Here is a 15992-nt window from a genome sequence, read left to right on the forward strand (position 1 = left end):
CTATAAAGAATTAGTTTTTTCTTAGCCAGGAAGATAATGTTGATACTGTTCGGTATTGTGCAATTCCGCCGGCAGCCACGATTCCTGCAATAGCAAGAAATAGCGCTGCCCCGCCGAACTTGATGAACATCATCCCGCCTAAAAAAGGACCAATTGTCCGGGAAATATCCCAATGCAGGCCGAAAAATGCAAAATATCTGCCCCGCATATGATCGGGAGCAAGGCGCGAGACAAAGGTTTGCATGTGATTCAGCAGCATGCTTTCTGCCGCCGTAAATAAAACGGCAGTCGAGAGCAGCCAAAAGATCGATGATGAAAAAGCGAAACCAATTGCTGCCACAGCGTAGCATACATATGATATGGAAACGACCGTTTGGATGTTCAGTCCTTCCGTCCATTTGACAAGCGGAATTTGCATCGTAATGCTAAGAAGGGCGCGGCACACTGTATAAACAGTCAAGATGAATAGGAAATCTTCAAAAAGAGTTTCGAGATAAAGGCGGTAGTTTGACTCCAGTTGAGCATAGAACAGGCTGACGGGGACCGACAAGAACATCAAGGACAGAACCGGACGGTGCTGAAAAAATACCTTTTTTGCGGAAAGAAGTTTTTCCCTCTCCAAAATCTCCTTTTGCCTTTTTGACCGCCATACCTCGGGCATTTTAAAATAAACAGCAAGCCAATAGAGAAAAAACGCACATGCCTGAAAGCCGAACATCAGGCTTGGCTGATAGGAATAGACTGCAAGTCCGGCGGCCGGACCGACCGCTGCGCCCAACCCTTCAATGGCATGAAGGACAGCGAACGCTTCAGAGCGACGCCCGCTTTCGGTGCTGTCCGTTATTTGGGCCCGCTGCGCAGGGATGTACAAAGCTCCCCCGATGCCGTTCAGAACATAAAAAAGAGCGAACAGCCAAATGTGATCTGCCATCATAAAACCGGCGGCAGAAACAGTCTGAAAGGCGAGCGCCGTCAGGATCACCTTCCGTCTTCCGATCCGATCCGTCAGTCCTCCTGCGACAAGCGTCACCGCGACCTCGGTCAGCGGTCTTGCTCCGATGACGAGCATCACCGGCAATATGCCAGTTCCAAGCACATCATACAGATAAAAAAGGAGGAAAGGGGCCAGCATGGCTCCCGTTATTCCGGTCAGGAACTCTCCGAAGAAGCAAATCAGCACGGGAGAACCGTACCTTTGTTTTAAACGGTTCATTTCATATCCTCCTTCAACATAGCAGTGCAATTAGTGTAAAATGGAAAATCATCAGTAAAAAGGACAGAAAACCAGGGGAGAAATTTCCCCTTTTATAAAGAGGGGGATAACGGAGATGAAATCGATCGAACATTACATGGAACTTACCGCGGGAATTAAATGCGAAAGCGAAGGGGAGGCAGAAGAGATTTCAGTCAGTGAAATCGCGGATATTCTGTATTGCACACCGAGGAACGCAAAACTGATTTTAGCGAAACTTGAAGGTTTGCAGTGGATTGCTTGGAAAAGGGGAAGGGGGAGAGGAAACAAATCAGAAATCCGCTTTTTAAAAGAACCTTGTGAACTGCTGCTTGAAACGGCGAAAAATGATACGAAAGAAGGTAAAATCGACCGGGCGAGACACCTTCTCGAAGCATATCAGCATTCGTGTCCGGACGCATTGCCGTCATATAAAGAGTGGCTTGAGCGCGTTTTCGGCTTTCAGACCGAATCGGAGGGCAGCAAGCAAAAAGATGTGCTGAGGCTCATGACCGCGATGGAGCCAGAGCATTTTAAGCGTCTTGATCCGTGCCGTATTTATCTGCGTTCAGAGAGCCATGTCGTTAAGCAGGTATGTGATACATTGATCCGTTTTAATGAAAAGGAAGGAGGTTTTATGCCGCATCTTGCCCACCACTGGGAATGTGACGCCGACCAAAAAACGTGGACGTTCTATTTGAGGAAAGGGATCTATTTCCATGATGGCACAACATTGACAGCTGAGGATGTTAAATACTCGTTTGAGCGTTTTATGCTGGATGATGAAAATAAATGCAAATGGCTCGCAGAGGATATCGGAAATGTTGCGGTCAGGGATGAATATAGTTTTGATATTTGTTTAAAGGCAAAAAACTCGCTGTTTTTGCATCATCTTTGCGATGAAAGGCTGTCTATTTTAAACCGCCATCAGAATGACGGACTGTTGATCGGGACGGGTCCTTTCAGACTTGTCCGCCGGGATGACCGGATTCTCGCGCTTGAAGCGCATGAGCGATATTTTCAAGGGCGGGCTTTTTTAGACCGGATCGAACTATGGTATATGGATGGCAATTTTTCTCTTGTCGACTACGGTTTTTATATGGAAAAAGAAGAACAAAGTCAGGTTTTCGATGAATGGCACGAGGAAAGGAATGTTCAGTACATCTCGGTGAATGCAAACAAATCGGGGCCTCTCAAGCATAAGGCGTTCAGGAAGGCTTTGCGGCAAATCATTTCCCCTTCACATATGGTCAGTGAATTAGCCGGACAACGGACGGCTCCTGCGGGAGGCTTTCTAAACCGGGATCTTCCGCCTGAATCCGGGGACGACGACATCGGCAAGCTGCTTATGGAAGGCCATTACAAAGGCGATCCGCTTCGGCTTTATACGTTTTCCGAACCGGATCACCGGGAGGATGCGTCATGGATCCAAAAGAGGTGCAGGCGGTACGGCATCGCACTAGAGGTTTGTTATATGAAAGCGGATGAGCTCATGAAGGAAGAAGTGATCGCAAAAGCCGATTTGATTCACGACAGTGCGACATTCGGACGTTCGGAAGAAATGAGCTGGCTGCACCTCCTTTTAACGGAAAACAGCTTTTTACACGTCCATATGCCGGGGGAATGGCAGAGGAAGTCCGCCTTGATGAGGGATCAGCTTCGTTTCATTGATGAGCATTCCAAGCGGATCAGCCTTCTGTGTGAGGCGGACCGCGCCTTGACAGAAGAGGTTTACACGATTCCGCTATATCAAAACAATATTCGCGTTAAAGCGGGGGAAGCCATTCAAGGCATTGTGCTTAACGAAGAAGGATGGATTGATTTTTACGGCATCTGGTACAAAAAAGAGGCTCTTCTGTAAGAGCCCCTCCATTGTGTTTCTTAATGACCGGAATGTCCTCCATCCGCTGACTTAATTTCCAATATGTCATCAAGAACGCCTTGCGTTCGAAATGAAATCTCATTTTCTGATCCGAGAATGAATGCATGGTTATAAGGGCCGTCCTGCGGTCTGTCCCGAAAAGAAGGCTCGATCTCGGATAAATAGCTGTACATCGTACTGTCTGCCTGTCCATTTTTGAGTAAAAGCAGAGGAGCGTGTTTTCCCAAATGGGAAAATGGCGCTCCGGCAAGCGCCAGCTCGGGCGCGGCCGTTGATGCGAAGGACAGTCCGCGTCCCGGATCTGTGATTCCCCACCCAAAACCGGTGTTTTTATCGCTGAATTTCGCAAACGCAATCGAATTTGCGACAGGCGTATCTCCGGAAATTCTTTTGACTGTTCCATATTCCTTTAATGCATCCTCCGTTTTTTCTGAAACGGCTTTTTTAGGGCCGAGAATATAGATGTTTGCTTTGCCGTCCCTTTTCTTTAATGCTGCGGCCGTCTCTTCGGGAATGCCTTTTTTGTTCACGTACAGGATCGGCTCAGGCATGTGGGCGATCCAGTTTACAGCCGGGAGCGAATAAAGTTCCGCATCTTCCTCGGATGATCCGATGATAACGCTTTTCGGATACTCATCGGCTGCATCCGCGTATTCTTTGTCAATCTCTTTTGCCAGATCAGCCTCGTTCTTCCCTTTCAGCTCTTTTATTTTAAAAGAGTTCAAAGCTTGAAGTGAATCGAATTCTCCGACAGCCATGATTTGCGTTCCGTCTGAAGTGCCCGTCGGGTTCAAGCGCTTGATTTCATTCTGAATCTGCCCGGAGATTTTCCCTTTTTCCGCGATTAAAACAGGTCCGTTATTCGGGTGATGGATCAGATCAGCTGATGCAAGAGCTGCCTGCCATGATCCGCCCGAAACTAAAATCACTGCGCCCGGCCTGTTTTGTTTATGAGTGGCCGGCCATATCGTTTGAGAGGTTTTGATGCTCATTTCTTCCGGTGTATTCGCGTCAAGTCTTGTCGTGTTCTTTGTGTTTTTCACCAGAAGCCCTTCTTCCGCCCGCTTATTGAAATCATTCGGAAGAGAAACGGCGTCTTTTTCTTTCATCTCCGAATGATTCTTCGTATGATGCTCCTTATGTCCGTCCGTCTTTCCCGAGCCGGAATTTTGGCATGCTGCGAGCGGAAGCGCGAAAACAAGCATGACAAAAAGTAAACCGGATTTCAATTTCATGGTGTTTTCCTCCTTTTTGGTCCAGATTACTGAGTAGTATACCCGGGAAATGTGCAAAACTGGTGCAGACATCTCGACATTTGTTACATATTAGAAGGCAGCGTGATGATAAATTCGCTTCCTTTCGGGGTTCTGTTTTTTACTGCAATCTGACCGCCGTGAAGCTCGACGATTTCTTTCGCGATGGCCAGGCCCAGCCCGGTACCGCCGGTTTGTCTCGATCTCGACTTATCGACCCGGTAAAAGCGCTCAAAAATATAATCCAGTTCTTCTTCCGGAATGCCGCAGCCTTCGTCCGCTATCGTAATCTTGACCTGATCCTCTGCTTTTGTTGCGGTGACGGACGCTATTGAATCAGGATCGGAGTATTGGCGGGCGTTGTTCAGCAAATTTGAGATCACTTGTGAAAAACGGACTTCATCGACTGAGACATAAAGATCCGCCGGGATGTCGAACGAAAGGCTGATTCGTTTTTCCGAAAAAGCGACCGCCGCTTTCTGAACTTCTTTTTTTATGAATGTGTGCAGGTGAACCTTTTTCTTACTGATTTGAAATCCGGGCTGTTTCAGTTTTGTCAGCAAAAATAAATCGTCAACAAGGGTGTTTAAATTGTCCGCTTCCTCTTTGATGATCGACAAGTACTGATTTCTGGCTTGTGGATCGAGTTTATCTCTCATCGCGACATCTGTGTAGCCTTTTATATATGTGATCGGAGTCCGCAGCTCATGAGCGACGCTTGACAGAAAATCGTTTCGTTCTTTTTGAAGCCTGCTGAGATTTGAAGAAAGGCTTTCGATTGATGCGGCGAGCTCGCCGAGTTCATCGTTCCGTTTGATATCAAGCGGAATCGAAGCTTGACCGTTTTTGATACTTTCGGTTGCTTCCTTCAGTTTAATAATCGGCTTCGCTAATACACGGCTGAACCAAAGAATAGCTGCGGCAGTTAAGACGCCGGTTAAGCCAAAGCTGAGGAAAAACCGCTTCGTAATGTTTGCCACCAAGGCTTTTATCGAGGAGGTCTCCAAATACATGAAGACGTAGCCGGCCGTTTCCCGTCCGTTCATGATCGGACTGATCGTACAAATATACTTTGATGTATTCCAATGGGACGATAAAGCGGTCCCTTTCCTCGGGATGTGTTTTTCTTCGAAATGAAGGTGTTCCGTCATGTCTCCCCGGGCAGACTGCGCCAATACGCGTCTATTTTGGTCCGTTATGATTACGTTTGTCCGGGCTTCGGTTTCCATCAGGGTGACGTGGTCTATCGTCCTTTTGTCAAAATGTTTTTCGAGGACGTCTCTGTGGCTGTTGCCCCTTAGTTGGAGCGCGCGGATTTCTTCGTTTATTCTTGTGTTGATAATCGTTGTATACAGCGCCGCAAAAAGAATGGTTTCGATGAAAAGGATTAAAATGAAAAATGAACCTGCGAGCTTAAGTGAAATCTTTTTCATGCTCCGGTTCCTTTGCTTGTCCATTTGTAGCCGACGCCGTAGACGGTCCGGAGATGATCTTCAACCGGAAAGCCAGCTTTTTTCAATCGGTTTCGCAAATTTCTCATGTGTGAATCGATGGTGCGGGGCTCGATATCAGAGTTGAACCCCCAGATGTTCTCAATCAATTGGTCTCTCGAAAGCGCTTGATCCGTGTGGTTTAAGAGCGTCCCGAGCAGATCGAATTCACTTGGCGTAATGCCGATTTCCCGTTGATTGACATGCAGGGTATGATGCTGTTTATTCCAGATTAAACCGCGGAACCGGATTTCATGAAACCGACGGGTCCTGCGCAGGACAGCTTCTATTCTGGCAAGCAGCACTTTTTCGCTGAACGGTTTTGTTAAATAATCGTCTGCTCCGCAATTCAATCCGCGCACAATGTCATCCTGCCCGTTTTTGGCGGTGAGCATGATAATCGGAACGTTTGTCAATCTGCGGATCTCTTGGCACACCATCCATCCGTCCATCTCAGGCATCATAATATCGAGAATAACAAGATCAAAATTGTTCATTTTTATTAAATCCAGGGCTTCTTTTCCGGTGGCGGCTTTTGTGCACGAATAATGTTCTAAATAAAGCTCCAGCAGATCGAGCATCCGGATTTCATCATCGACAAGCAGCACGTTCAATGTTTTAGCACCTCTTTAGTCAAAATAAAAGTCCGCTATTTTAAAAATATACCCTATAAGGGTATATTGATCAAGGCGGATCATCTCTTTGTTAAGAAGTATAAAAACCAGACTGCATGGTTTTGTTCGTCAGCTGCCGCCCGCTTGAACGCCTCCCGTATCGCCCGGTCTTTCACATAGTCTGCGATGTCCAAATAAAAATCAACCGTTTCCTGTTCGTCTTTAAATGCGAACTCCAGCGCGTTTCGATACTGTTCCGGACAAGGCTCAGTTATGGAAATGTCAGGCTTTCGGCCGGTAAGAGACGTATAAAATGTTAGGAACGCATTAAAGTGGCGAATTTCATCTTGTCTGATTTCTAAAATCCGCTTTTTTGTTTCGGAATCCGGCGCCTTTTGGGCGATTTTTTGATAGCAGACGACCGCGCTGTGCTCTCCGTTTACCGCTTTTTCAAGATCCTTGATCAGCCTGTCGTTTTGCCTGGCGGGATAGGCGGGAAGATACGGCTGAACATACCACATCTTTTTCACCTCAACACTTTATATTTGACGTCCTGTCATTATATGTATGTGCTTGCATGCATGTGCCTATGGAAGGTTGAGCCTCGAACATGTGTCAAAATGATGTGCGGTGAGCACAATCTATTTTAAAAAAATGAAGTTTGACGTAAAATGGTTGTTAGTGCCGAATTAATGACATACATATCAAAATGGAGTGAGACTATTGAAAAAGGTAATATTGACGGCCGTGGCTTTATTGGTGTCGGTTGTTTTGTTCGCCGGCTGCCAGGCGGAAAAAGGGGGATCAGCCAAGGGGAAGTCTGAAAAAGTTCAAATTACGGTTTCCGCGGCTGCGAGTCTCAAAGATGTATTAGCGGAACTTTCCTCCGTATATGAGAAAGATCATCCGAATGTCTCCATAAAGTTTAATTTTGGTTCATCGGGTGCATTGCAGCAGCAGATCGAACAGGGCGCTCCGGCCGACTTGTTTTTTTCTGCCGCCGAGGACAAATTTAATAGAGTAGTTAATCAGGGGTTAATTGACAAAAAAGACACTGTCAAGCTGGTCGAAAACAGTCTGGTGCTGATCGTTCCGAAAGGGAAAAATCAGCATGTCAACAGCTTCAAAGATTTGGCGGAGGGCAAAATCGAAAAACTTGCGGTCGGCAAACCCGAATCAGTGCCAGCCGGAAAATACGCAAAAGAAACGTTGACGAACCTTGACGTATGGTCTAAAGTGCAATCTAAAATCGTCTACTGCAAAGATGTAAGGCAGGTCCTTTCTTATATCGAAACAGGCAACGCGGATGCCGGAATCGTTTACCGGACGGACGCCCTTTCATCAGATCAGGTCGAGACTGTCGAGACGGCGAAAAGCGATCTGCATACACCGATTGTCTACCCGCTCGGAATTGTAAAAAATACAAAGCACAGGGAACAGTCTGAGGAATTTTATCAATTCCTGCAAAGCGACCAAGCCGTTAAGGCAATGGAAAAGTACGGATTTAAGAAGGGCTGACCGCCGTTATGCTTGAGGAATTCTTTTCCCCGATTGAAATTTCAATTCAAGTATCAGTCGCAGCGGGCATCATCGCAGTTTTGCTTGGAACTGCTGCGGCGAGGCTCCTGGCGAACAGAAACTTTAAAGGCAAGTCTGTTATCGAGACGGTAATGATGCTGCCGCTCGTTCTGCCGCCGACCGTTGTCGGATTCTTTTTAATCGTGATCTTCGGAAGGCAGAGCGTGATCGGACGCTTGATAGAAAACGTATTTCAAGCACCGGTTATTTTTACCTGGTGGGCAGCCGTGATCGCCGCTGCGGTTGTCGCGTTCCCGTTAATGTATCAGTCAGCAAAATCAGGATTTTCGGCTGTCGACCGCGATATCGAGGATGCCGCGAGGGTTGATGGAGCAAGCGAGTGGAGGGTGTTCCTCTTTGTCACCGTTCCCCTCGCATCAAATGGAATCATGACGGGGATTGTGCTCAGCTTTGCGAGGGCGCTTGGCGAGTTTGGCGCAACGCTGATGTTTGCGGGTATCATCCCGGGGGTGACGCAGACGGTGCCTACGGCGATATACTTGGCGATCGATTCGGGAAATATGACGCTGGCATGGATGTGGGTCGCCTCTATCGCGATCATCTCGTTTTTGATGCTGTTTTTTGTGCAGTTCAAGCAAAAATAGCCGTATGGGGTGCAAGTGCTCATACGGTTTTTTCCCAGTTTTGGAGAATGGTTATTTTGCAGATGTTTCGATAGAATAAAGAGTAAGAAACAGAAAGGAGACGAGCTTAGTGGGAGCAGTATTTTTATCAGGCAGATCCGGGAGTGGGAAAACGACCTTTATCCTGAATGAAATCAGAGAAAAACTTCGCGATGAACCGCTCGGAAAACCGATCATTTTTCTAGTCCCGGATCAAATGACGTTTTTAATGGAATACGAGCTTAGCAAAACACCCGATTTGGGCGGAACTATCCGCGCCCAAGTGTACAGTTTTTCAAGGCTTGCCTGGCGAGTGCTCCAGCATACCGGAGGCATGAATCGGCCGTTTTTGACGGGGACGGGCATTCAGATGCTGCTGCGGAGACTGATTGAAGAGCATAAGGGCGAGTTTAAAGTCTATCAAAACGCAAGCGATAAAAGCGGATTTACGGAGCAGGTGGAACGGATGCTGACCGAATTTAAACGGCATTGTCTGCAGCCTGAAAGCATCCGGGACATGATAGAGGGGACGGGCAAATCGGAATACGAAGATGAACGGATCCTTTCCGATAAATTGCACGACTTATATATTTTATACAGCAAGCTTGAGGAAAATCTGGAGAATCAATATGTTCAATCTGAGGATTATTTGACGCTTTTGGCCGAGCAGATTCCGTATGCGGATGAGATTAGAAACGCTGCCGTTTACGTGGACGGATTTCACCAATTTACGCCACAGGAGATGAACGTGCTGGAACAGCTGATGGTACATGCGGAGGAGATCACTTTTTCGCTGACGGCGGATCAGCCGTTTACGGCCAACAGCCCGAATGAGCTCCATCTGTTCAGAATGACCGGGAAAGCGTACTATGACCTTTACCAGAAGGCGAAGGAACTTGGCCTTGATCCGTCAGAAGTGCGGCTGGAAGAAACGAAACGGCACCAGCAACATTCGGAGCTCCGGCACCTTGAACGCTATTTTGACGAGCGTCCTGCAAAACCGTATCGCGGACGGACCGAATCGCTCCGCATCATGCAGGCGTCGAACAGAAGAACCGAGATTGAAGGTATTGCGCGCGAGATTCATTCTTTAATTCGCCAGGGCCGCTTCAGGCTTAGGGATATCGCCGTTATTGCCCGCAATGTTGAAGATTATAAAGATACGATAAAAGAAGTTTTTAAAGACTGCGAACTTCCTTTTTTCATAGACGGCAAGGAATCGATGCAAAATCATCCGCTCATTGAGCTGATCCGTTCGACGCTTGATATCATTAAAGGAAACTGGCGGTATGAAGCGGTGTTCCGCTGTGTCAAAACGGAACTTTTATTCCCGGAAGGACAGCCGAAGGAACGGCTGCGCGAACAGATTGACCAGCTTGAAAACTACTGTATTGCGTATGGCATTAAAGGAGACAGATGGACAAGCAAAGATCCGTTTGTTTACAGAAGGTACGCTTCACTGGATGAGGATTTTGCCAAGACAGACAAAGAGATTGAAACGGAAAATATGCTCAATGAACTAAAGGGCTGGATCGTTCCGCCGATCCACAGGCTGCAGAAGCGCTTGAAAAAAGCTGAAACCGTCAGGGAAATGGCCGAAGCCGTTTACCTTTATCTTGAAGAAGCCGATGTTCCGATGAAGCTTGAACAGGAAAGGCGGCTGGCCGAAGAAAGCGGTAGGATTGCAGAGTCGCGCCAGCATGAGCAAGTATGGGATGCCGTTATTCAACTGTTGGACGAGTTTGTTGAAATGATGGGCACAGAGCGGATATCGTTTGCTTTATTTCAGCAAATGATTGAAACCGGCTTGGAGTCTTTGAAATTCGCGCTGATTCCGCCCGCTCTTGATCAAGTGTTTATCGGCAATATGGACCTTTCAAGGATGTACGGCACGAAATGCACATTTCTCATCGGTGTAAACGACGGTATACTTCCGGCGAGGCCTGCGGACGACGGCGTGCTTTCAGACGATGACCGGGAGTGGCTGAAACGAAACGGCGCACAGCTGGCTGCGACGGGTCGAGAGCAGCTCTTGGATGAGAATTTTCTGATCTACATGACGCTTTCCAGCCCGTCTGAAAAGCTCTATGTCTCCTATCCGATCGCAGATTCGGAAGGGAAGACGCTGCTTCCTTCAACAGTAGTGAAACGGCTGAATGAGCTGTTCCCGGACGGCGAAGAGAAGATGCTGATTCATGAACCCGAGCAGCTGGACGACGAAGCCCAGCTTGAATTTCTCGTGAATAAAGGCGCCGCCTTGAGCCATTTGGCAGGGCAGCTCGGCATTTGGACGAGGCAGTATGCGATCAGCGATGTATGGTGGAGTACATACAACTTTTTAATGAATGAGCCTGACCGCATCTTTTCTCAAAATATCCTGTCCAGCCTGTTTTTCAGAAACAAGGTCGAAAACTTGAACCGGCATGTGAGCCGCGATTTATATGGGGAGCACATTCAGGGAAGCGTGTCGCGGATGGAGACGTTCAAAGCCTGTCCGTTTTCCCATTTTGCTTCGCACGGTTTAAAGCTGAAGGAACGTCAATTTTTCAAGCTTGAAGCTCCGGATATCGGTCAGCTGTTCCACTCGGCGCTGAAGCTGATTTCAGATCGGCTTCACGAGCTTAAACTGGATTGGCGCGACTTAACGAAAGCCCAATGCGAGACTTTGTCAAGCGATGCAGTTGAACGGCTCGCGCCAAAGCTGCAAAAAGAGATTTTGCTCAGTTCGAACCGTCATCATTACGTGAAGCAGAAGCTGCAAAAAATCATTGCCAGGGTATCGGGCATTTTAAGCGAGCATGCAAAAGCAAGCGGGTTTGCCCCCGTCGGCATCGAGCTCGGATTCGGGGGGAAAGGTCCGCTTCCTCCAATGCGTTTTACCTTGAAGAACGGCTGCACAATGGAGCTTGTCGGCCGGATCGACAGAGTGGATAAAGCGGAGAGCTCAAAAGGGCTGCTGCTTAGGATTGTCGACTATAAATCAAGCGATAAAGGCCTCGATTTGGCCGAGGTGTATTACGGCCTCGCCCTGCAAATGCTGACATATCTCGATTTGTCGATCACACATTCAACCGATTGGCTCGGCATGAAGGCATCCCCTGCAGGCGTGCTTTATTTTCATGTGCACGATCCGATGATCCAGGCTTCGGTGCCGCTCGGCCTTGATGAAATAGAAAAAGAGATTTTCAAAAAGTTCAAGATGAAAGGGCTGCTCTTGGGAGACCAGGAAGCGGTCAAGCTGATGGATACCACGCTGGAACAAGGCAGGTCGAACATGATCAGCGCAGGCTTGAAAAAAGACGGCTCGCTCCGTTCGGATTCTGACGTTATTGCAGAAGAGGATTTTCATGTATTAAGGCGCCATATCCGCCGGACATTTCAGAAGGCCGGCGAGGAGATCACAGACGGTAAAGTGTCGATCGAGCCTTACAAGCTAAAAGACCGGACACCGTGCACATATTGTTCGTACCGGTCATTCTGCCAGTTTGACGAATCGCTTGAGGAAAACGAATACCGGATATTAAAACCCGAAAAAGACAACGTGATTTTGGAGCGGCTGAAAAAGGAGGATGAGACAGATGGAGATTTCTAAACCGAAGGGCAGCAATTGGACTGATGACCAATGGAAGGCGATTGTCTCATCCGGCCGGGACATTTTAGTTGCGGCAGCGGCCGGCTCCGGAAAAACGGCCGTGCTGGTTGAGCGGATCATTCGGAAAATAACGGATCAGGAACATCCCGTAGATGTCGACAGGCTGCTTGTCGTCACCTTTACGAATGCATCTGCGGCTGAAATGAAGCACAGGATCGGCGAAGCGCTCGAAAAAGAGCTTGCCGAAAATCCGGGTTCGCTTCATTTGCGCAGACAGCTTGCTTTATTAAACAAAGCGAGCATATCAACATTGCACTCATTCTGTCTTCAAGTCATCCGCAAATACTATTATTTGATCGATGTTGATCCGGCTTTCCGGATCGCCGATCAGACGGAAGGCGAGCTGCTTGGCGATGAGGTGCTGGACGAGCTGTTTGAAGAAGAATACAAAAAGCAAGATCCGGCCTTTTTTGAACTTGTGGACAGATATACGACAGACCGTCATGACCTCGATTTGCAGCATCTCGTCAAGCGGGTCTACGAGTTTTCCCGTTCGCATCCCGATCCGGAAGGCTGGCTTCACACATTTGTTGATCTGTATGACGCGGCTTCAGATACGAAAGTTGAGGCTCTGCCGTTTTATTCTTACATTAAAGAAGACATCGCACTCGTTCTGGAGGGGATGCGGCAAAAGCTGACGCGTGCGCTTGATTTGACAAAGCAGCCAGGGGGGCCTGCGCCGCGCGCCGAAAATTTCCTCGATGATTTAGCGCAGATTGACAGGCTGATTCAGCAGCAGAATGATTTTTCGGCTCTGTACGAGCTTGTACCGGCCGTTTCGTTTCAAAGATTGAAGCCGTGCAAAGGAGATGCGTACGATCCTCGATTGGTTGATGAGGCCGCAGATCTCCGCAACAGCGCGAAAAAGCAACTTGAAAAGCTGAAAAGCGATTATTTTACGCGAACTCCCGAGCAGCACCTTGAGAGCTTGAGGGAAATGAAGCCGGTCATTCAGACGCTCGTCCAGCTCGTGTTGGAGTATGGCAAGCGGTTTGCGGACGCGAAAAAGGAAAAAGCGATCGTCGATTTCTCAGACCTTGAACACGACTGCCTTGCGATTTTATCCGGGAAAAACCAAGCCGGCGAAGCCGTGCCGAGCGAAGCGGCGAAGTTTTACCGCCATCAGTTCCATGAAGTGCTTGTTGATGAATATCAGGATACGAACTTGGTCCAGGAAGCGATTTTAAAGCTCGTCGCCAAAGAGGAGCATGAGGGGAACCTGTTTATGGTGGGCGATGTCAAGCAGTCGATTTACCGGTTCCGCCTGGCAGAACCGCTTTTGTTCCTTTCGAAATATAAACGCTTTACAGACGATGGCTCGGGTTCCGGTCAAAAAATCGATTTAAATAAAAACTTCAGAAGCCGTTCAGATATTTTGGACAGCACGAACTTTTTATTCAAGCAGCTCATGGGAGAAAAGGTCGGGGAAGTCGAATATGACGAACAGGCCGAATTGAAGCTTGGTGCGTCTTATCCGTCGAACGAAGCGACAAAAACGGAGCTTCTGCTCATCGAAAACCAGAGCGGCGCGCAGGATGAAGAGGCTGAAGAGCTTGAGGCGGTCCAGCTTGAAGCAAGAGCGATGGCCGGACAAATCCGCAGGCTGATAACAGAAAAATTTCAAGTATATGATGCCAAAGCGAAAGCGTCGCGGAACATCCAGTACCGTGATATCGTGGTGCTTTTGCGGTCGATGCCTTGGGCGCCGCAAATTATGGACGAGTTTAAACAGCAGGGGATTCCGGTATACGCGAACCTCTCAACGGGTTATTTTGAAGCGACAGAAGTATCGGTCACACTGTCTTTATTAAAAATCATCGATAATGCTTATCAGGACATCCCGCTTGCGTCCGTTCTCAGATCGCCTGTTGTAGGTCTTGACGAAAATGAGCTTTCCTTGATCAGAATCAAGGATAAAAAAGCGCCGTTTTACGAAGCGATGAAAGCATACCTTGCTGCAGCAGATGGCGATGAGAGGCTCAGCGAAAAGCTTCGCCGCTTTGACGCCCTGCTCAAAAAGTGGAGAGCGTATGCGAAAAACCACTCTGTGGCAGAGCTGATCTGGGAAATCTACCGGGATACGAAGTATTTGGATTATGTCGGCGGAATGCCGGGCGGAAAACAGCGGCAGGCCAATTTGCGCGCGCTTTACGACAGGGCAAGATCCTATGAAGCGACATCGTTCCGCGGTTTGTTCCGCTTTTTAAGGTTTATTGAGCGGATGCAGGAGCGGGGTGATGATCTCGGAACGGCAAGAGCTCTGAGCGAACAGGAAGACGTTGTTCGGCTGATGACGATCCACTCAAGCAAAGGGCTTGAATTTCCTGTCGTATTTACCGCCGGTCTCGGACGGAATTTTAATATGATGGACTTGAACAAGTCTTATCTGCTGGATAAAGAACTCGGTTTCGGAACGAAGTTTATTCATCCGAAGTGGCGGATCAGCTATCCGACGCTGCCGCTGATCGCGATGAAGAAAAAGCTCCGCCGCGAGCTTTTATCAGAGGAGCTGCGCGTCTTGTATGTCGCTCTTACCCGGGCCAAGGAAAAGCTGTACCTGGTCGGGACGGCTAAGGATAAAGAAAAGCTGCTTGCCGACTGGCGGTCACAAGCGGCGGGGTCTGAGTGGCTGCTTCCGGATTATGAACGGTTTCAGGCGAAATCTTACCTGGATTTCATCGGACCTGCTTTGATGAGACACAGAGATATGGATGAATCCGGCGCGCCGCTGGTGATTGATGAGATCCGTGAACATCCGGCGCGCTTTCAGGTCAGCTGGCTGTCGGCCGCGGATCTTCAAGCAGAAGATATTGATCAGGCCGGTGAAGAAAGACACGGCCGGCTCTCCCAAATTCAAATGGGGCTTCCGATCGATGGTTCGTTTGAGTATGAGCAACAAGTCAGAGAAAGGCTGACATGGTCATATCCATACAAAGACGCCGCCAAAGTCCGAACAAAACAGTCTGTCTCAGAAATGAAAAGGCAGAAGGAGTATGAGGATGAGTACGGCGACCGCTCGCTGATTCGCCCAACCAAGGATGCTCTCCTGTTTAAACGGCCGTCCTTTATGATGGTTAAAGGCCTGACCGCTTCCGAACGGGGAACGGCGATGCACACCGTCATGCAGCATATTCCGCTGACCCGTGCGCTTGAAATGAATGAGCTCAGCCGCCTCCTAGACAGGCTTGTTGAGAAAGAGCTATTAACAGAAGACCAGCGGGCAGCGATTGAGGAAGACGATATTCTCGCATTCTTTGATACGGAAATCGGACAAAAGCTTCTCGGCGCCCGCCGCGTCGAACGGGAAGTTCCCTTTAACATGACGCTGTCCGCCAAAGAGGTTTATCCTGGTCTTGAGTCAGCCGACGAACCTGTATTGATACAGGGAATTATCGATTGTTTATTCGAGACGGAGGACGGTTTTTACCTTCTTGATTACAAAACCGACCGGATACACGGAAAGTACCGAAACGGATTCGAAGGGGCCGAACCGATTTTAAGGAAGCGTTACGAAACACAAATTCAGCTTTATGCACGAGCCGTTGAAACGATGATTAAAATGCCGCTCAAAGGGCGTGCACTGTACTTTTTTGACGGAGGACATGTGCTCTTATTTTAATATGAAACCGGCGTCCCCCTGACGATTTCGGGGGGAGCTTTAATGAAAAG

The 15992-nt window shown here is 48.3% G+C and carries 10 protein-coding genes; 5 read left to right on the forward strand and 5 right to left on the reverse strand.

Translation table 11 applies throughout. The annotated features are described in order from the left end of the window. Nucleotides 1-10 precede the first annotated feature (10 nt). Nucleotides 11-1213, reverse strand: a complete 1203-nt coding sequence (locus tag MKZ04_RS01220; protein ID WP_105979084.1) for an MDR family MFS transporter — start codon at nt 1211-1213, stop codon at nt 11-13. Between the two features lie 115 nt (nt 1214-1328). Here MKZ04_RS01220 and MKZ04_RS01225 point away from each other — a divergent pair, with 115 nt between their 5' ends. After that, nucleotides 1329-3092: an ABC transporter substrate-binding protein gene (locus tag MKZ04_RS01225; protein WP_025811707.1), complete on the forward strand. Its 1764-nt coding sequence runs from the start codon at nt 1329-1331 to the stop codon at nt 3090-3092. A 20-nt stretch (nt 3093-3112) separates the two neighbouring features. Here MKZ04_RS01225 and MKZ04_RS01230 read toward each other — a convergent pair whose 3' ends face one another. From MKZ04_RS01230 to MKZ04_RS01245, 4 genes are all read right to left on the reverse strand, one after another. After that, complete coding sequence (locus tag MKZ04_RS01230) at nt 3113-4348, reverse strand: cell wall-binding repeat-containing protein (RefSeq protein ID WP_197407234.1); 1236 nt, start codon at nt 4346-4348, stop codon at nt 3113-3115. 83 nt (nt 4349-4431) lie between these two features. Beyond that, entirely contained in the window at nt 4432-5799 is a 1368-nt protein-coding gene (locus MKZ04_RS01235) for a sensor histidine kinase (RefSeq protein WP_249726592.1), read from the reverse strand. Then, nucleotides 5796-6437 carry a response regulator transcription factor gene (locus MKZ04_RS01240; protein WP_231692506.1) on the reverse strand — a complete coding sequence of 214 codons (642 nt, stop codon included), beginning with the start codon at nt 6435-6437 and terminating at the stop codon, nt 5796-5798. The genes MKZ04_RS01235 and MKZ04_RS01240 overlap by 4 nt, the downstream gene beginning before the upstream one ends. Nucleotides 6438-6550: 113 nt before the next feature. Beyond that, a complete protein-coding gene (locus MKZ04_RS01245) occupies nt 6551-6991 on the reverse strand; it encodes a ferritin-like domain-containing protein (RefSeq protein WP_025811702.1) in 441 nt (146 codons plus the stop codon). Between the two features lie 202 nt (nt 6992-7193). On the opposite strand from MKZ04_RS01245, the gene modA reads away from it, so the two are divergent. The 4 genes from modA (at nt 7194) to addA (ending at nt 15942) form a co-directional block, all read left to right on the forward strand. Beyond that, nucleotides 7194-7988 (forward strand): molybdate ABC transporter substrate-binding protein, encoded by a 795-nt coding sequence (modA, locus tag MKZ04_RS01250; protein WP_003180424.1) that lies wholly within the window; start codon nt 7194-7196, stop codon nt 7986-7988. 8 nt (nt 7989-7996) lie between these two features. After that, nucleotides 7997-8653 (forward strand): molybdate ABC transporter permease subunit, encoded by a 657-nt coding sequence (gene modB, locus MKZ04_RS01255; protein WP_003180426.1) that lies wholly within the window; start codon nt 7997-7999, stop codon nt 8651-8653. Nucleotides 8654-8762: 109 nt separating this feature from the next. Further along, nucleotides 8763-12263 (forward strand): helicase-exonuclease AddAB subunit AddB, encoded by a 3501-nt coding sequence (gene addB, locus MKZ04_RS01260; protein ID WP_145685704.1) that lies wholly within the window; start codon nt 8763-8765, stop codon nt 12261-12263. Next, on the forward strand, nt 12250-15942 hold the full coding sequence (gene addA / locus MKZ04_RS01265; protein WP_341045097.1) for a helicase-exonuclease AddAB subunit AddA: 3693 nt from the start codon (nt 12250-12252) through the stop codon (nt 15940-15942). Before addB ends, addA begins: the two co-directional genes overlap by 14 nt. Nucleotides 15943-15992 lie beyond the last annotated feature (50 nt).

It is taken from the genome of Bacillus sp. FSL W7-1354 (assembly GCF_038002405.1).
Classification (GTDB): domain Bacteria; phylum Bacillota; class Bacilli; order Bacillales; family Bacillaceae; genus Bacillus; species Bacillus paralicheniformis.